This is a genomic window from Actinacidiphila polyblastidii (assembly GCF_036353415.1).
GTDB lineage: Bacteria > Actinomycetota > Actinomycetes > Streptomycetales > Streptomycetaceae > Actinacidiphila > Actinacidiphila polyblastidii.
Genome location: NZ_JAZEWV010000002.1, coordinates 70774 through 88007, shown reverse-complemented (window position 1 = coordinate 88007; position 17234 = coordinate 70774). Strand labels below are relative to the sequence as shown.

Annotated in this window: 16 protein-coding genes; 7 read left to right on the top strand and 9 right to left on the bottom strand. The window is 70.8% G+C overall.

Annotated features, from left to right (window positions below; all coding sequences use genetic code 11):
- The first annotated feature begins 152 nt into the window (after window positions 1–152).
- From V2S66_RS03620 to trxA, 7 genes are all read left to right on the top strand, one after another.
- The gene (locus V2S66_RS03620; protein WP_330792952.1) at window positions 153–2564 is read left to right on the top strand and encodes a DUF6049 family protein; all 2412 of its coding nucleotides are present in this window, start codon (window positions 153–155) and stop codon (window positions 2562–2564) included.
- Window positions 2565–2590: 26 nt separating this feature from the next.
- Window positions 2591–5086, top strand: a complete 2496-nt coding sequence (gene murJ / locus V2S66_RS03615; RefSeq protein WP_330792951.1) for a murein biosynthesis integral membrane protein MurJ — start codon at window positions 2591–2593, stop codon at window positions 5084–5086.
- A 561-nt stretch (window positions 5087–5647) separates the two neighbouring features.
- The gene (locus V2S66_RS03610; protein ID WP_413966289.1) at window positions 5648–7309 is read left to right on the top strand and encodes a protein kinase family protein; all 1662 of its coding nucleotides are present in this window, start codon (window positions 5648–5650) and stop codon (window positions 7307–7309) included.
- A gap of 23 nt (window positions 7310–7332) precedes the next feature.
- Complete coding sequence (sigM, locus tag V2S66_RS03605) at window positions 7333–8004, top strand: RNA polymerase sigma factor SigM (protein ID WP_330792949.1); 672 nt, start codon at window positions 7333–7335, stop codon at window positions 8002–8004.
- Complete coding sequence (locus tag V2S66_RS03600; RefSeq protein WP_330792948.1) at window positions 8001–8909, top strand: anti-sigma factor family protein; 909 nt, start codon at window positions 8001–8003, stop codon at window positions 8907–8909. The genes sigM and V2S66_RS03600 overlap by 4 nt, the downstream gene beginning before the upstream one ends.
- Before the next feature lie 128 nt (window positions 8910–9037).
- On the top strand, window positions 9038–9988 hold the full coding sequence (gene trxB, locus V2S66_RS03595; RefSeq protein ID WP_330792947.1) for a thioredoxin-disulfide reductase: 951 nt from the start codon (window positions 9038–9040) through the stop codon (window positions 9986–9988).
- 49 nt (window positions 9989–10037) lie between these two features.
- The gene (trxA, locus tag V2S66_RS03590; RefSeq protein ID WP_330792946.1) at window positions 10038–10367 is read left to right on the top strand and encodes a thioredoxin; all 330 of its coding nucleotides are present in this window, start codon (window positions 10038–10040) and stop codon (window positions 10365–10367) included.
- Window positions 10368–10476: 109 nt separating this feature from the next.
- Here trxA and V2S66_RS03585 read toward each other — a convergent pair whose 3' ends face one another.
- The 9 genes from V2S66_RS03585 to rpmH all read right to left on the bottom strand — a co-directional run bounded on the left by V2S66_RS03585 (window position 10477) and on the right by rpmH (window position 17216).
- Complete coding sequence (locus V2S66_RS03585) at window positions 10477–11094, bottom strand: GNAT family N-acetyltransferase (RefSeq protein WP_330792945.1); 618 nt, start codon at window positions 11092–11094, stop codon at window positions 10477–10479.
- Window positions 11095–11171: 77 nt separating this feature from the next.
- The gene (locus V2S66_RS03580; protein ID WP_330792944.1) at window positions 11172–12275 is read right to left on the bottom strand and encodes a ParB/RepB/Spo0J family partition protein; all 1104 of its coding nucleotides are present in this window, start codon (window positions 12273–12275) and stop codon (window positions 11172–11174) included.
- Window positions 12272–13390, bottom strand: a complete 1119-nt coding sequence (locus V2S66_RS03575; RefSeq protein ID WP_330792943.1) for a ParA family protein — start codon at window positions 13388–13390, stop codon at window positions 12272–12274. Before V2S66_RS03575 ends, V2S66_RS03580 begins: the two co-directional genes overlap by 4 nt.
- A gap of 279 nt (window positions 13391–13669) precedes the next feature.
- Complete coding sequence (rsmG, locus tag V2S66_RS03570; RefSeq protein ID WP_330792942.1) at window positions 13670–14407, bottom strand: 16S rRNA (guanine(527)-N(7))-methyltransferase RsmG; 738 nt, start codon at window positions 14405–14407, stop codon at window positions 13670–13672.
- 191 nt (window positions 14408–14598) lie between these two features.
- Entirely contained in the window at window positions 14599–15117 is a 519-nt protein-coding gene (locus tag V2S66_RS03565) for a Jag family protein (protein ID WP_330792941.1), read from the bottom strand.
- A gap of 15 nt (window positions 15118–15132) precedes the next feature.
- Window positions 15133–16335, bottom strand: a complete 1203-nt coding sequence (yidC, locus tag V2S66_RS03560) for a membrane protein insertase YidC (RefSeq protein WP_330792940.1) — start codon at window positions 16333–16335, stop codon at window positions 15133–15135.
- Window positions 16336–16337: 2 nt separating this feature from the next.
- Window positions 16338–16655 (bottom strand): membrane protein insertion efficiency factor YidD, encoded by a 318-nt coding sequence (gene yidD, locus V2S66_RS03555; protein ID WP_075016398.1) that lies wholly within the window; start codon window positions 16653–16655, stop codon window positions 16338–16340.
- Window positions 16652–17050 (bottom strand): ribonuclease P protein component, encoded by a 399-nt coding sequence (rnpA, locus tag V2S66_RS03550; protein WP_330792938.1) that lies wholly within the window; start codon window positions 17048–17050, stop codon window positions 16652–16654. The genes yidD and rnpA overlap by 4 nt, the downstream gene beginning before the upstream one ends.
- 28 nt (window positions 17051–17078) lie before the next feature.
- Window positions 17079–17216: a 50S ribosomal protein L34 gene (gene rpmH / locus V2S66_RS03545; protein WP_030354375.1), complete on the bottom strand. Its 138-nt coding sequence runs from the start codon at window positions 17214–17216 to the stop codon at window positions 17079–17081.
- Between the last annotated feature and the right edge of the window lie 18 nt (window positions 17217–17234).

Genomic DNA, 17234 nt, shown 5'->3' with positions numbered 1-17234 from the left:
CGGGCACCGGTGGCGCCCTGGTTCTCACTGCCCCGACTACTGCCACTACGGGACTCCGCAGCACTTCGGCACAGCGCGGCTCGTTAACATGCCAGCACGCACTTCCGAGGGACGACCGACAAGCGATGACGACGAGGGACGGGCGAACGCGCGTGGGCGAGGCGGCACAGGCACCCGGGACACCTCCGTCGGTCAGCCGCCGGAGGCTGCGGGTCACGGCGCTCCTGACGGGCGCCACGCTGCTCGCTGGGCTCCTCCAGGGCCTCCAGGCCACCGGCTCACAGGCACAGGTGCCGACCAGGGCGCCGGCGAAGGCAGCGGCGGCCACCGGCTCCCACACCGCCACGCTCGCCCTGAACGGCCTGACCCCGCGGGTGCCCACCAAGGACGACTCGGTCACGGTCACCGGGACGATCGTGAACCACGCCAAGGTGAGGATCACCCAGGCCCACGTGGGACTGCGGGTCGGCCCCGGCGGACCGCTGGCCTCCCGCAGCGCCATGAAGAGCGCCGCGGCCCGCAGCGGCTACGTCAGCGCCCAGGACGGCGACGACATCCCGGACCACACCGCGGACCTGGCGGACATCCCGGCCGGCGGCATCGCCTCCTTCAGCCTGAAGGTGCCCGTCAGCGCCCTCTCGCTGGGCTCCACGGGCGTCTACCAGCTGAGCGTCGCCCTGGAGGGCTGGACCTCGGTCGAGCCCTGGGAGCACGTGCTCGGCATCAAGCGGACCTTCCTGCCCTGGTACGCCGACGGCGAGAGCGCCAAGCCCACCCAGCTGACCTACCTGTGGCCGCTCACCGACCGGCCGCACATCGCCGCGCGCGGCGACACCGACTCCCAGCAGAATCCGATCTTCCTCGACGACGACCTCGCCCCCGAGCTGGCGCCCGGCGGCCGGCTGCAGGTGATGGTCGACCTCGCCAAGGACCTCCCGGTCACCTGGGTCATCGACCCGGACCTGCTCGCCACGGTCGAGGCGATGACCAAGGGGTACCGGGTCGCCGGTCCCGGCGGCGACGTGACCAGGAGCACCCCGGGCACCGGCGCGGCCCTGGCCACGCAGTGGCTGAACTCGCTGAAGACGGCGGTCGTCGGCGACCAGGTGGTGGCGCTGCCGTTCGGCGACCCGGACCTGGCCTCGCTCGCCCACCGCGGTGCGCACGTGAGCGGCAGCGCGGCCCAGCTGAAGACCGCCGGCGAACTGGGCCGGATCACCGTCGACACCATCGCGGGAGTCCACTCCAGCGGCGACGTGGCCTGGCCGGTGAACGGCGCACTCGATCCGTCCATCGTGGCCACGGCGCGCGGCGGCGGGGCGAAGCGGATCATCGCCCGCAGCGACACCTTCCCCGAGAACAGCCTGTCGCACACGCCGACCGCGGCGCGGCCCATCGGCGGCGGCACCACCGCGGTGGTCTCCGACGTGTCCCTGTCCACCGCCTTCGCCGGCGACATGCTCTACGCGCAGAACGCCGACCTGGCGATCCAGAGCTTCATCGCGCAGACGCTGATGATCACCATGCAGGCGCCGCAGGAGCAGCGCACCCTCGCGGTGGTCCCGCAACGCCGCCCCACCGTCGCGCAGGCCCAGGCGATGGCCGAGGCGATCCACGACGTGGACGGCAGCCCGTGGGCGCAGACCGTCGACTTCGACACCGCTGCCAAGGCCAAGCCGGACGCGCGCGCCTCGCACCGGGTGGCGCCCACATCCGCATACCCGAAGACGCTGCGCAAGCAGGAGCTGCCCACCGAGACGTTCAAGCAGCTGGCCGCCGACATGGGCACCCTCAACAACTTCGTGGTGATTCTCACCATCAAGGACCGCGTGACGGTGCCCTTCCGCAACGCGATGCTGCGGGCGACCTCCACAGGCTGGCGGCCCGATCCGCAGAACGCCGCGGCCGCCGCGAGCCCTCCGGACGCCAAGAGCTACCTGGACTCGATCGGCGTGTACCTCAGCGAACTCGTCGACGCGGTGCACATCCTGGACAAGCCGACTGTCCTGACGCTCTCGGGCCGCAGCGGCACCATCCCGGTCACCGTCAAGAACGAGCTGAGCCAGCCGGTCACCGGACTGGTGCTCCGGCTCACCTCCAACCAGGACATCCGGCTGGAGATCAAGAACAACCAGCAGTCGATCACCATCGACGGCGGCCACACCCGTACCCTGAAGTTCCAGACGACGGCGAGTGCCAACGGCAAGGTCGGGATCAGCGCCGCCCTGTACACGCAGGACGACAAGGTCTACGGCTCGAGCGTGATGACGTTCGCCGTCAAGATCACCAAGGTGACCGACCTGGTGATGCTCATCATCGCGGCAGGACTCCTCCTGCTGGTGCTGGCGGGCGTACGGATCTACCGTCAACGTAAGCGCCAGGCCGCTGCGGACGGCGGCGGCGACGGAACAGAGGACGACGGCGACACCGGTGGGAACGACGGCGGCGGAGGCGACGGCAGCCAGGCCGACGGCAAGGATCCCGGGCAGCCGGGTGACCCTGCCGCTGACACCCGGCAGGAAAGCCCGAAGCCGTCCCCGGCAGGTGAGAAAGTGGACGGATAGCCGGCGGACAATAAGGTGGGGCACTGATGAACGCGCCGTATGACGGTGATCGCGACTCTGCGGGCCAGATGCCTCCCTCGCCCGAGCAGCGTCCCACGCCACCTGACCCGTATCTGCAGAACACCTATGCCTACGATCCGTACCAGGAGCAGGACCCGACGGCGCAGGACCCGGTGGACGACGCGCTGTACGACCGGGCGGCGCATCCGCCGCCCCCGCCGTCGCCCGACGGCGGCCAGCACTGGCAGCAGGCGTCCTACCCGCAGATGCCTTACGGCGACGTGCCGTCGACGCAGTACACCGGCGTGGACGGGCTGGTCGGCCAGGCGCGCCCGGAGGAGCAGCAGTACGACGCCTACGACCACCTCTTCCGCGACCAGCGGCAGGACGGCTACGCGGAGCCGCAGCAGAACCCCCAGCAGCCGAATCCCCCGCAGCAGGACCTCCAGCAGCAGGGCGACCCGCAGCAGCAGTACCAGCAGCCCTACCAGCAGCCGGCGTACGACCCCCGCCAGGCGTACTACCAGCAGCCGCAGCAGGGGTACTACCAGCAGCCCGGCTACGGCCAGACCTACCACCAGCCGGCGGACAACACCGGCACGGGCTTCTCCGAGCCGGTCTACGGCGAGCCCGCCTACGGGCCCGCGGTGTACTACCAGGGCAGCCAGTACCTCGGCCCCGACTACGGCGACCCCCAGTACGCCGCCCAGCAGCAGTACGCCCAGCCGGGCTACGCCGACCCGCGCACCGGTCAGCCGTACCAGCAGCAGGGTGTGCCGCAGGCACCGCCGGACGTCGACCCGGGTCCACCCACCGGGCCGGTGCCGGTCGTCCCGCAGGACGGCACCGGGCAGATCCCCGCGGTCGCGCCCGCCGCCTCGCCCGGCCGGGCCGGCGGCATCCTGAAGTCCAGCGCCCTGATGGCCGCGGGCACCCTGGTCTCCCGTGTGACCGGCTTCATCCGCACGCTGGTGATCGCCGCCGCGATCGGCGTCGCCACCCTCGGCGACTCCTACGCCGTCGCGAACACGCTGCCCACGATGATCTACATCCTCACCATCGGCGGCGGCCTGAACTCGGTCTTCGTCCCGCAGCTGGTGCGCGCGATGAAGGACGACGACGACGGCGGCGCCGCGTACGCCAACCGGCTGCTGACCGTCGTCATGGTGATCCTCGGCGGCATCGTCGCGATCACCGTGGTCGGCGCGCCGCTGCTGATCAGGCTGATGTCCGCGAAGATCGCCGACAACCCCGACACCTACAGCGTCGCCATCACCTTCGCCCGCTACTGCCTGCCGACCATCTTCTTCATGGGCGTGCACGTGGTGATGGGCCAGGTGCTCAACGCCCGCGGCCGCTTCGGCGCGATGATGTGGACGCCGGTGCTGAACAACGTGGTGGTGATCTTCACCTTCCTGATGTTCATCTGGGTCTACGGCTCCTACAGCACCACCCGCATGGACGCCACCACGATCACCCCCGAGGGCACCCGGCTGCTGGGCATCGGCACGCTGCTCGGCCTCGTCGTCCAGTCGCTGGCGATGCTGCCCTACCTGCGGGACGCGGGCTTCAAGTTCCGGCCGCGGTTCGACTGGCGCGGCCACGGGCTGGGCAAGGCCGCCAAGCTCGCCAAGTGGACGTTCTTCTTCGTGCTCGCCAACCAGGCCGGACTGATCGTCGTCACGCAGCTGGCCACCTGGGCCGGCGCCGACGCCGACAAGAGCGGCTACCAGGGCACCGGCATCACCGCCTACAACAACGCCCTGCTGATCTGGCAGATGCCGCAGGCCATCATCACCGTCTCGGTGATGGCGGCCGTGCTGCCGCGGATCTCCCGGGCCGCCGCCGACGGCGACATCACCGCGGTCCGCGACGACATCTCCTACGGGCTCCGCACCTCGGCGGTGGCGATCGTGCCCGCCGCCTTCGCCTTCCTGGCCCTCGGCGTGCCGATGTGCGCGCTGCTCTACGCCAGCACCGGCGCCGAGTCCGCCCGCAACATCGGCTTCATCCTGATGGCGTTCGGCGTCGGGCTGATCCCCTTCTCGGCCCAGTACGTCATCCTGCGCGGCTTCTACGCCTTCGAGGACACCCGGACGCCCTTCTACAACACGGTGGTCGTCGCGGCCGTCAACGCGGCCGCCTCGGCTCTCTGCTTCCTCGTGCTGTCCCCCCGCTGGGCCGTGGTCGGCATGGCGTTCTCGTACGGCCTGGCCTACTCGGTCGGCGTCAGGGTGGCCGCCAAGCGGCTGCGCGAGCGGCTGCGCGGCGACCTGGACGGCCGCCGGGTGCTGCGCACCTACGCGCGGCTGACAGGTGCCTGCGTCCCCGCGGCGGCCGTCGCCGGGATCGCCGTGTGGTTCACCAGCAGGGCGCTGGGCAGTGGAGCCGTAGGAGCGCTCGCCTCCCTCGTCGTCGGCGGCGTGCTCCTGATCGGGCTGTTCCTCGCGGCCGCCAAGCGGATGCGGATCGAGGAGATGACGGCGATGCTCGGCATGGTGCGAGGCCGTCTCGGCCGCTGATCCCGAGCCCGAGCGGCCCGCGAGCGTGTCGCGCACCCTTCACGCCCCACCGCGTGTCGTGCAGAGAGCAGGAGTGCGGGCACAATTGTCTTCGGCTTGATGTGGGATCGCGCAACGGATGGGGAGGCAGGAACGACGGTGGCGGATCGGAGCACGGCCGCCGTCGGTGTGGCCAACGAGGGCGGCGAGGCATCGCCCTCCGTCCGGCAGGGCGGGGCCACATCCGACGGCGCGACGACGGACGACCAGACCAGCAGCAACGCCACGGCCGACAGGACACCCGAGGAGCAGCCGGCACCTGCCTCTCCAGCAGCAGCCGAAGTGCCCACGGGCGAGGGGGAAGCGATCCCGGAGGACGCGGCGGCCCCCGACGCCGGGAGCGAGGGCGCGGACCCCGATGAGACGTCAGCAGCCGATGCCGCGACCGGTGCTGACGCCGACGGCCCGGCGGAGGAAGGGGAGCACGGCACGTCCGACGGATCTCCCGAGGACCCGGCTGAGGCCACCGCTGAGCACAAACCTGAGGACAAGCCTGGGGACGGTGCCGACCCGACACTCCACGTGTCGCGCCACGACGCCGCCGAGGACACGACCGCCGTCGTCCAGACCGTCGACCCCCCCGAACCTGAGCTCTCGGCGGCCACCGTCGAGCTGACACCCGCCCGGGAGCCTGCCGCCGAGCCGGCGGTCGAGCCCGCGGTGAAGCCGGTCGTGCGGAAGCCCCCGCGGGAGCTCCACAGCGGTCACAAGCTCGCCCGCCGCTACCAGTTGGAGGAGTGCGTCACCCGCGTCGACGGCTTCAGCAGCTGGCGCGCGGTGGACGAGAAGCTCCGCAGGGCCGTCGGCATCCACCTGCTGCCGGCCGACCATCCGCGCGCCCGCGGTGTGCTGGCCGCCGCCCGCTCCGCGGCGCTGCTCGGCGACCCCCGCTTCGTGCAGGTCCTCGACGCCGTCGAGGAGGACGACCTCGTCTACGTCATCCACGAGTGGCTGCCCGACGCGACCTCGCTGGCCGACCTGCTCGCCGCAGGCGCGCTGGAGCCGCACGAGGCGTACCAGATGGTCAGCCAGGTCTCCCAGGGCATGTCCGCCGCCCACCGGGAGGGCCTGGCCCATCTGCGGCTCGACCCGGGGGCCGTGCTGCGCACGGTCTCCGGTCAGTACCGCATCCGTGGCCTCGCGGTCACGGCCGCGCTGCGCGGCCTCACCTCCGACCGGCCGCAGCGCCAGGACACCGAGTCGATCGGCGCGCTGCTCTACGCCTGCCTCACCCAGCGCTGGCCCTACGAGGACGACGCACACGGCATGGCGGGCCTGCCCAAGGGCGTCGGCCTGGTCGCTCCCGACCAGGTGCGGGCGGGTGTCCACCGGGGGCTGTCCGAGGTCGCCATGCGCGCCCTGGTGAACGACGGGGCGACCGCCTCCCGCGAGGAGTCCCCCTGCACGACGCCGGAGGAGCTGGCCAAGGCGGTGGCGGGGGTTCCCCGCATCCGGCCGCCCGAGCAGCCGCCGGCCTACCAGCAGGCCGTCTTCCAGGCGCCGGCCCCGCCGTCCCGCGGTGCGGGTCGCGCGCCGATGGCCGCCCAGGCACCGCCGCCCACCCTGCCCGGCCGCACCGGACGCGCCCTGAAGTGGGCCGTGTCCGCGCTGGTGATCGTCGCCATCGGCCTCGGCAGCTGGCAGCTGGCCGACACCCTGAAGTCGCGCGAGGACCAGTCCACCCGGACTCCGCCCACCGGGCAGAAGGCCGGTCAGGACCCGACGCACGCCGCTCCCCAGCGGTTCAGGATCGCCGGCGTCAAGGACTTCGACCCGCTGGGCGACAGCAGCGAGAACCCCACCATGGTCGACAGGGTCGACGACCAGGACATGACGACGTACTGGCAGACGAGCTGGTACACCACCGCGGACTTCGGCGGCCTCAAGGACGGCGTGGGCGTGATCCTCGACCTGGGGAGCGTCAAGAAGGTCAGCGCGGTGAAGGTCTCCCTCCTGGGGACAGGCACCTCGGTGGACCTGATGGCGGCGGCCGACGGCACCTCGGGCGAGCCCACCGCGCTCGACAGCTTCCACAAGGTCGCGAACGGATCCGGCACCAGTGTGACGCTGAAGCCGGGCTCCAAGGTGAGCACGCGGTACCTCCTCGTCTGGCTCACCCACCTCCCGCCGGACTCAGACGGCCATTTCCGTGGCAGGATCGCTGAGATCAACGTCACGGGCTGACGGAGCGGAGGGAGAGCCTGGCCGTGGAGGGAAACCCGCTGGGCGAGGTCGCTGACGCCGATCTGCTCTCCCGACACGTCGCGGGGGACCCCGAGGCGTTCGGGGAGATCGTCCGGCGTCACCGCGACCGGCTCTGGGCGGTGGCGCTGCGGACCCTGGGGGACCGCGAGGAGGCCGCCGACGCCGTCCAGGACGCCCTGGTGTCGGCCTTCCGGGCCGCCCATACCTTCCGTGGCCAGTCGGCCGTCACGACCTGGCTCCACCGGATCACCGTGAACGCCTGCCTGGACCGGGCCCGCCGGGCCGCCTCTCGCCGCACCGCTCCGGTCGCCGACGAGGAGAACTTCGAGACGCTCCTGGAGCCGCACGAGTCCGCCGAGGCTCCCGCGGAGCGTGGCGAACTCCATCGCGAACTGGTGGCCGCTCTGGCCACTCTGCCGCTGGAGCAGCGGGCCGCGTTGGTGCTGGTCGACATGCAGGGCTACCCGGTGGCCGAGGCGGCCGAGGTGCTGAACGTCCCCACCGGCACGGTGAAGAGCAGATGCGCCCGCGGTCGCGCCCGGCTGCTGCCCCTTCTCACCCATCTGCGCCTCGACCCCGCGGGTAACGGTGATCACGGCGGGGGAAGGAACCGGACGGAGGGGACATCCGTCACAGAGACGGGATCGGAGCAGAGCGGAGGTGGCCACCGATGACGTCGACGACGGGCGAGGACCCGCACCCCGAGGTCGAGGAGATCTCCGACTACTCAGAGCGGCTGCTGCCGCCTGAGCGCAGCGCGGAGGTCCGTGCGCACCTCGACGGCTGCCCGCTCTGCGCGGAGACGCTGGAGTCCCTCAAGGAGATCCACGATCTGCTGGGCACGCTGCCCGAGGAGCGGATGCCGGCCGACGTGGCCGGGCGCATCGACGCCGCTCTGGCCGCCGAGGCGCTGCTCGACTCGCTCCTGCCGCATGTTCCACGTGGAACATCGCACGATGAGCCCGGGTCCGGACCGGATCGGCTGCGCGATGTTCCACGTGAAACATCGCTCGCTCCCGGCGGTCGTCCACCTGCGCCCACCGGGCCGGGCCGTACCGGCTCCACCCGTGTCCCGCGGGGTGCCCGCCGCCGCAGGGGGCTGATGGTCACCGCATACGCCGCCGGCGTCCTGGCACTGGGCGCAGCGGTCTACGGGATCGCCAGCACGGGCAGCGCCTCCCATGCGTCCCTGGACAGCGCCAAGCGGGACAGCGGTGTGGGGACGCCCGACGTCGCGGCGTCGGTCCACGATCTGCTGGCGCAGCAGACCCCGGCGGCCGGCGGGGAGAGCGCCGCCTCCGGCAGCGACCGCGGCAACACCCCCATGCTGGAGAAGACGCCGCACCCCGACATCGCGCCGGCCCAGCCCGCCGCAGTGCCGTCCTGTGTCCTGCTGGCCACCCATCGCTCGCAGGCCCCCCTCGCCACGCAGCGCGAGATGTTCCGGGGCGCCGACGCCTACCTCGTCGTGCTGCCGCATCCCGCGGACAGCTCACAGGTCGACGCCTTCGTGGTGAACGCCTCCTGCACCGCGTCCAGCCCCGGCACGGTGCTGTTCCAGGCCAGTTATCCCCGTTAGGTCTTTCGAGGTTCTGGTACGTGAGCGGCGCGCCGCTCCGGGGAATGCGGGACCCGTAGGATCCGTTAGGCAGGACGAGAGTCCAGCCAGGGCCCCCGAAGCAGTTCGCAGAGACGAGGAAGACTTCCGTGAGCGACGTCCGTAACGTGATCATCATCGGCTCGGGGCCCGCGGGGTACACCGCGGCGCTCTACACGGCGCGCGCCTCTCTCAACCCGCTGGTCTTCGAAGGTTCGGTGACCGCCGGCGGCGCGCTGATGAACACCACTGAGGTGGAGAACTTCCCGGGCTTCCGCGACGGCATCATGGGTCCCGACCTCATGGACAACATGAGGGCGCAGGCCGAGCGCTTCGGCGCCGAGCTGATTCCCGACGACATCGTGGCCGTAGACCTGTCCGGCGACGTGAAGTCCGTCACGGACTCGGCGGGCACGGTGCACCGGGCGAAGGCCGTGATCGTCACCACCGGCTCCCAGCACCGCAAGCTGAACCTGCCGAACGAGGACCAGCTGTCCGGCCGTGGCGTCTCCTGGTGTGCCACCTGTGACGGCTTCTTCTTCCGCGAGCACGACATCGCCGTGATCGGCGGTGGCGACACCGCGATGGAGGAGGCCACCTTCCTCTCCCGGTTCGCCAAGTCGGTGAAGATCGTGCACCGCCGGGACAGCCTCCGCGCCTCCAAGGCGATGCAGGAGCGGGCGTTCGCCGACCCGAAGATCTCCTTCGTCTGGGACAGTGAGGTCGCCGAGATCCACGGAGACGGCAAGCTCTCGGGGCTGACCCTGCGCAACACCACGACCGGTGAGACGTCGGAGCTGCCCGTCACGGGACTGTTCATCGCGATCGGTCACGACCCGCGGACCGAGCTCTTCAAGGGCGTACTCGACCTCGACGCCGAGGGCTACCTCGTCGTGCAGGCGCCGAGCACCCGCACCAACATCCCCGGTGTCTTCGCCGCGGGCGACGTGGTGGACCACACCTACCGCCAGGCGATCACCGCGGCCGGCACCGGCTGTTCCGCCGCCCTGGACGCCGAGCGCTTCCTGGCGGCACTCGCCGACGCCGAGGCGACCGCCTGACCATCGAACCTCACTCACTCCCGCCCGTTCCCACATCTAGGAGACTGCCGTGGCCGGCAACACCAAGCCCGTGACCGACGCCACTTTCGCCGAGGAGGTGCTCGCCAGCGACAAGCCCGTGCTGGTGGACTTCTGGGCCGAATGGTGCGGCCCGTGCCGCCAGATCGCCCCGTCCCTCGAGGCCATCGCGGCGGAGCACCCCGAAGAGATCACCATCGTCAAGCTGAACATCGACGAGAACCCGGTCACCGCCGCCAAGTACGGCGTGATGTCCATCCCCACGATGAACGTCTACAAGGGCGGCGAGGTCGTGAAGACCATCGTCGGCGCCAAGCCGAAGTCCGCCCTGGAGCGTGACCTCGCCGACTTCATCGGCTGAGGCACCGTCACGCAGCTGTGGCCGGTGGATGTTCCACGTGGAACATCCACCGGCCACCGTCATGTCCGGGCCCGGCGGTCGCGTGCCGAGTGCCGAGTGCCGAGTGCCGCTACAGCGGACGCAGAGCCGGCTCCTTCTGGACCGCTCCGAGCAGACGGTCGATCGCCATCTCGACGTCCTCCTTCCAGGAGATCGTCGAGCGCAGCTCCAGCCGCAGTCGCGGATAGCGCGGATGCTGCCGGACCGTCTTGAAGCCGACCGCGGTCAGATGGTCTGCCGGCAGGACACATGAGGGCGACGCCCACTTGGCGTCGCCGAACGCCTCGATGGCCTTGAAGCCTCGGCGGACGAGATCCTTGGCGACGGTCTGCACCAGCACTCGGCCGAGTCCCTGGCCCTGGTATCCGGGCAGCACCCGGGAGGTCATCAGCTGGACGGCGTCCGCGGCGACCGGGCTCGTCGGAAAGGCCGTCGCGCGGGGCACGTAGGCCGCCGGCGCGTAGAGCACAAACCCTGCGGGGACCTCGTCGACGTAGACGACCCGGCCGCAGGAGCCCCATTCCAGCAGCGCCGCGGAGATCCAGGCTTCCTTCTCCAGCTCGGGCTTGCCGGTCTGGACGGCTGCCTCCCCGCTCACCGGATCAAGCTCCCAGAACACGCAGCGGCGGCAGGGCTTGGGCAGGTCCGGCAGATTGTCGAGGGTGAGCGGTACGAGCCGACGTCCCATGTGGCCGAGACCCCATCTCTGTCGTGATCCGAACAGCCCTCGGGCACCCCGGCGGTCGGCGCCGGGGTGCCCCTGCGTCACTCGGCGTCGTCCTCGGACTCGTCGTCGTCGAGTTTGCTCTCCAGGACGCGTCCCTCGCCGGGGGCCATCGTTCCCAGGATGCGCTCCAGATCCTCTATCGAGGCGAACTCCACGACGATCTTTCCCCGCTTTTGGCCGAGGTCGACCTTCACCCGGGTCTCGAACCGGTCGGACAGCCGCGTCGCGAGATGGGTGAGCGCCGGAGCGACCCGTCGGCCGGCCCGCGGGGCGGCCGCCTTCTTGGTCGCCTTCGGCTCGCCGTTCATCAGCGTCACGATCTCTTCGACCACGCGCACCGACAGGCCCTCCGCCACGATGCGGTGGGCCAGCTTGTCCTGCTCCTCGGCATCGTCGAGGGCGAGCAGCGCCCGCGCGTGTCCGAAGGAGAGCACACCGGCCGCGACCCGCCGCTGCACAGGAGCGGAGAGCTTCAGCAGCCGCAGCGTGTTGGACACCTGGGAACGCGAACGGCCGATGCGGTCCGCGAGCTGCTCGTGGGTGCAGGCGAAGTCCCGCAGCAACTGGTCGTAGGCGGCGGCCTCCTCCAGCGGGTTCAGCTGGGCCCGGTGCAGGTTCTCCAAAAGCGCGTCCAGGAGGAGCTTCTCGTCGTCCGTGGCACGGACGATCGCCGGAATCTGCTCCAGCCCCGCCTCGCGGCAGGCCCGCCAGCGGCGCTCACCCATGATCAGCTCATAGCGGTCGGTGCCGATCTGCCGCACCACGACCGGCTGCAGCAGACCCACCTCCTTGATGGAGGTGATGAGCTCGTTGAGCGCGTCCTCGTCGAAGACCTCACGCGGCTGGCGCGGGTTCGGCGTGATGAAGTCGAGCGGCAGCTCGGCGAAGTAGGCGCCGGCGGCCGGGACATCCGCCGGGCCGGCGGACAGATCCGGCTCTGTTTCACGTGAAACAGGGATCTCCACGACCGGCGAGGCCGGTTCGGGGGTCCTGCGCTCCGTCAGGCCGGCCACCTTCGCCGCCGCGACGCCGCGCTCCGACGGCAGTACGGGTGCGTTCGCCGTCGATGTGCCCGCCGACGGCGGCCCGGCAGGGATCAGCGCGCCGAGACCACGGCCGAGCCCTCTGCGTCGATCACTCACTGGATACCCTCCGACATGCTGTGCGGGTTGTGCTGGTCGTGCTGCTGGCCCTGTGGGTCGTACTCGACCGCCACCTGGCTGGGCAGGCCGCGTAGCGCCATCTCCCGTGCCGCTTCCAGATACGACAGGGCGCCACTGGATCCGGGGTCATAGGTCAGCACGGTCTGGCCGTAGCTCGGGGCCTCCGAGATGCGGACCGACCGCGGGATGCTGGTCCGCAGCACCTCCTTGCCGAAGTGGGTGCGGACCTCCTCGGCGACCTGCGACGCGAGCCGGGTGCGGCCGTCGTACATGGTCAGCAGGATCGTCGAGACGTGGAGCTTGGGGTTGAGGTGGGCGCGGACCAGGTCCACGTTCTTCAGGAGCTGTCCCAGTCCCTCCAGCGCGTAGTACTCGCACTGGATCGGGATGACCACCTCGGCGCCCGCCACCAGGGCGTTGACGGTGAGGAGGCCCAGCGAGGGCGGGCAGTCGATCAGGACGTAGTCCAGCGGCTGCTCGTAGGCCTCGATGGCCCTCTGCAGCCGGCTCTCCCGGGCCACCAGCGAGACCAGTTCGATCTCGGCGCCGGCCAGGTCGATCGTCGCGGGGGCGCAGAACAGCCCCTCCACGTCCGCCACCGGCTGGACGACGTCCGAGAGCGGCTTGCTCTCCACCAGGACGTCGTAGATGGACGGGACTTCGGCGTGGTGGTCGATCCCCAGCGCCGTGGAGGCGTTGCCCTGCGGGTCGAGGTCGACGACCAGCACCCGCCCGCCGTGCAGAGCGAGGGAGGCGGCCAGGTTGACGGTGGTGGTGGTCTTGCCGACGCCGCCCTTCTGGTTGGCGACGACCATCACGCGGGTCTGAGCGGGTCGAGGGAGTCCTTCACCCGCGCGGCCCAGCGCCTCGACCGCCAACTGGGCGGCGCGGCCGATGGGGGTGTCGTCCATGGGGGGCAATGTTTCACGTGAAACACCGCTCCCGAATCCCGGGGGCACGGACAGAGGCCCCCCGGCTGAATCTGCTGAGCGGGGACCGGGGACCGGATCGGCCATCGGCCCCGCGATGTTGGCGTCGGACCGCAAGGACTCACCCTCCTCGACTGCAGGCTCGCTATGAGGAGAGCCTGCCATGTCCGGGGGGTGCTGAACCAGCGAGGCCCGACTGCCTGTGGATAAATCCCGAGAACCATCCACAGATCCAGTCCTCTTAACGGACTTATTAGCGCGTGCCTCAGCTGCGGCGCGGCCACGGCTGAGGACTCCGGGAAGCAGCGAGCGACGTTTCACGTGGAACACGATGCACAGCGCCACAGCGGTATGTCCGTAGACACTCCGGATAATGTGGATTTGGCCGCTTGTACGGCGTAGAACTCGGGCAGTTCCGGGACGCGCGGTCAGCGCCGCCTGCGGTCAGCGGCGCCTGCGGCCGGCGGTGTTGCGCGAGGCGCGGCTGGCCCGCGCGGCCTTCGCCCGGCGGGTCGCCGCCCGGACACCGCCGGGGCTCTCGCCGACGAGCACCCGCACCACGGTCGACAGCGGCTCCACGACACCATCGCCGACCTGGACCACGGTCGCGTCCACCGCGCCGAGGCGGCCCAGTGCGGCACGCGCCGACTTCAGCTCCTCCTCGGCCGTGTCGCCCTTGAGCACGGCCATCTCGCCGTGCGGCCGCAGCAGCGGAAGGCCCCAGCCGGCCAGCCGCTCCAGCGGGGCCACCGCGCGGGCGGTCACCACGTCCACCGGCGGCAGCTTGCCGAGCACCTCCTCGGCGCGGCCGCGCACCACCGTCACGTTGGACAGGCCCAGCAGCCGTACCACCTCCTCCAGGAAGGTGGTGCGGCGCAGCAGGGGTTCCAGGAGGGTGATCCGCAGATCCGGGCGGGCCAGCGCCAGCGGAATGCCGGGCAGCCCGGCGCCGGAGCCGACGTCGCAGACGGACACCTCGCGGTCGATCACCTCGGAGAGCACCGCGCAGTTCAGCAGGTGCCGCTCCCACAGGCGCGGCACCTCACGCGGACCGATCAGTCCGCGGCGCACGCCCGCGTCGGAGAGCAGCTCGGCATAGCGCACCGCGTCGGCGAACCGGTCGCCGAAGACGGCGGCGGCCTGCTGGGGCGGCGCGGGAAGCTCCGCTGCTGCCTCGGTCACGGGGGCGTCCTTTCCTCGGCCTGGCGATCCAGGCTTCCTGGCCTGGCATCCAGGCGCGGCGTGGGGCTCGGGGGTCCGGGCTCGGTGTGCCGGACTTCACTTCCAGGCTTACAAAGGCTCGGCCCCGTCTGCGAGCAGACGGGGCCGACGGAGCACGGGCAACCCGGGCCGGGAGGACCGGTCAGGCAGGCTCAGGCCGGGAGGACGACCACGCGGCGCTGGGGCTCCTCGCCCTCGGACTCACTGCTCAGTCCGGCCGCGGCCACCGCGTCGTGGACGACCTTGCGCTCGAACGGCGTCATCGGGTCGAGCTTGACCGGCTGACCGGTCTCCTTCGCCTCGGCGGCCGCCTCCGCGCCCAGCTTGGCCAGCTCGGCGCGCTTGCGGGCCCGGAACCCGGCGATGTCCAGCATCAGCCGGCTGCGCTCACCGGTCTCCCGGTGCACCGCGAGGCGGGTCAGCTCCTGGAGCGCCTCCAGCACCTCGCCGTCCCGTCCGACCAGCTTGTTCAGGTCACGGCTCGACGTGTCGCCGACGATCGACACCGAGGCCCGCTCGCCCTCGACGTCCATGTCGATGTCACCGTCGAGATCGGCGATGTCGAGCAGACCCTCCAGGTAGTCCGCGGCGATCTCGCCCTCCTGCTCCAGCCGGCTCAGCGTCGCGGCCGAGCCGCCGTCGGGTGCCGTGCTGGTGTTGACGTCGCTCACGCCAGGACTCTCCTCTTACTTCTTCTTCGACAGGTTGGTCGGCTTGGACTTGCCGCCGGCCTTGGGAGCGCCCGACTTGCCCGATCCCGCGCGGGGCGAACCGGCACGGGGAGCGCCCGGGGACTTCGCCCCGCCACCCGACCCGGACCCCTTCGGTCCACCGGACCCGGCGGCCTTGCTGCTGCCGGAGGGCTGCTGCGGCTGCTTGGGCTCCTGCTGAGGCTCCTGCTGGTCACCGGAGGCCGTACCGCCCGCAGCGCCGCCGCCCGCCGCGCCGCCGGGAGCGGCGCTGCCGGAGGAGCGCTGGGACTTGCTCTGGCGCTTGGGCTGGGTGCGGTTCGCCCGCGCGGCCTCGACCGCTTCCTTGGCCTTGACCTCTTCCGGCGCCTCCACCAGCTTGCCCTGGGCCCGCAGCCGCTCCTGCCGCTGCTTGAAGGCCAGGCTGCCCGGGGTGGGGTTCCGCCGGATGACGACCATCTGCTGGGCCATCGTCCACACGTTGGTGGTCAGCCAGTAGACGAGCACGCCCACCGGGGCGAGGATGCCGAAGACCGCGAAGATCAGCGGGAACACGTACATCAGCATCTTCTGCTGCTGCATGAACGGCGTGTTCACGGACATGTCCACGTTCTTCGTCATCAGCTGGCGCTGCGTGTAGAACTGCGAGGCGGACATCAGGACGATCATGAGGATCGTGGTGATGCGGACCTCGGTGACGGTCGCCCCGAGCTTGGCCAGCGTGGCCGAGCTGTCCAGGAACTTCGCCGGCAGCGGTGCGCCGAAGATGTGTGCGCTCTGGGCGCTGGTCACCAGATTGTGGTGGATGACCCCGACCTCGTTGCCCTTCGCCACGTTGCTCAGCACGTGGTACAGCGCGAAGAAGAACGGGGACTGCACCAGAATCGGAAGGCACGAGGAGAGCGGGTTGGTGCCCGTCTCCTTGTACAGCTTCATCATCTCTTCGGACTGCTTCTGGCGGTCGTTCTTGTAGCGCTCCTGGATCGCCTTCATCTTCGGCTGGAGCGCCTGCATGTTCCGCGTGGACTTGATCTGCTTGACGAACAGCGGGATCAGGGCCGTGCGGATCAGTACCACCAGCGAGACGATGGACAGGCCCCACGCCCAGCCGCTGTCCTTGTCGAAGATCAGGCTGTAGAAGGAGTGGAACTGGACGATGATCCACGAGACGGCGTCATAGAGGGGGTTCAGGATCCCCACGGTCAGGCTCCTTGTGCGTGAGAGGGTCCGGTGGGCTCGGGCGTGACGGGCCCGTCGGAGCCGCCCCGCAGGTAGCGGCGCAGCCGATCGTGCCAGGGAGGTCGCTTACGCGGGGGGACATGGTCCACACCGCCGGGCGACCAGGGGTTGCACCGCAGGATGCGCCACGCGGTCAGGGCGGTGCCCTTGATCGCGCCGTGCCGGTCGATGGCCGTGTAGCCGTAGTGCGAGCACGAGGGGTAGTACCGGCAGACCGGGCCGAGCAGCGGACTGATCGTCCACTGGTACAGCTTGATCAGTGCCAGCAGCGGGTATTTCATCGAGCCACCCTCCCCTCGGCTTCGCCACGGGTGTCGCGACCCAGCAGCCGCTGGAGTGCGGCATCCAGGTCGAGGGCCAGCTGTGCATGGTCCGCACCGCCTGCTCCGGGCAGTGCCCGTACTACCACCAGGCTACCGGGGGGCAGCAGTGACAGTCGGTCCCGGACGAGATGACGCAGTCGGCGCTTGACCAGGTTGCGCTGGACCGAGCCGCCGACCGCCTTGCTCACGACGAAACCCGCACGTGCCGGGGGAGGGCTCCCCCCCGGCACGTGCGGGTCCATGGCGTCGCGGCGCAGATGGACGACCAGTAGCGGGCGACCCGCCCGGCGTCCACGGCGAACCGCTTCTCCGAAGTCCTGTCGCCGCCTCAGCCGATTCTCGGTGGGCAGCACGGCATGATCCGGTATCCGTCGGCCGCGCTCAGGCGGACAGGCGGGCGCGGCCCTTGCCGCGGCGGGTCGCCAGGATGGCGCGACCGGCGCGGGTGCGCATCCGCAGACGGAAGCCGTGGGTCTTCGCGCGACGGCGGTTGTTCGGCTGGAAGGTGCGCTTGCTCACTCGGGGGCTCCAGGAGAG

What these genes read in the sequence shown, in the direction of transcription:
- murJ (WP_330792951.1), top strand. Translation starts at nt 2,591, where the DNA reads ATGAACGCGCCGTATGACGGTGATCGCGACTCTGCGGGCCAGATGCCT.
- V2S66_RS03600 (WP_330792948.1), top strand. Translation starts at nt 8,001, where the DNA reads ATGACGTCGACGACGGGCGAGGACCCGCACCCCGAGGTCGAGGAGATC.
- V2S66_RS03585 (WP_330792945.1), bottom strand. Translation starts at nt 11,094, where the DNA reads ATGGGACGTCGGCTCGTACCGCTCACCCTCGACAATCTGCCGGACCTG.
- V2S66_RS03575 (WP_330792943.1), bottom strand. Translation starts at nt 13,390, where the DNA reads ATGGCAGGCTCTCCTCATAGCGAGCCTGCAGTCGAGGAGGGTGAGTCC.
- yidD (WP_075016398.1), bottom strand. Translation starts at nt 16,655, where the DNA reads ATGAAATACCCGCTGCTGGCACTGATCAAGCTGTACCAGTGGACGATC.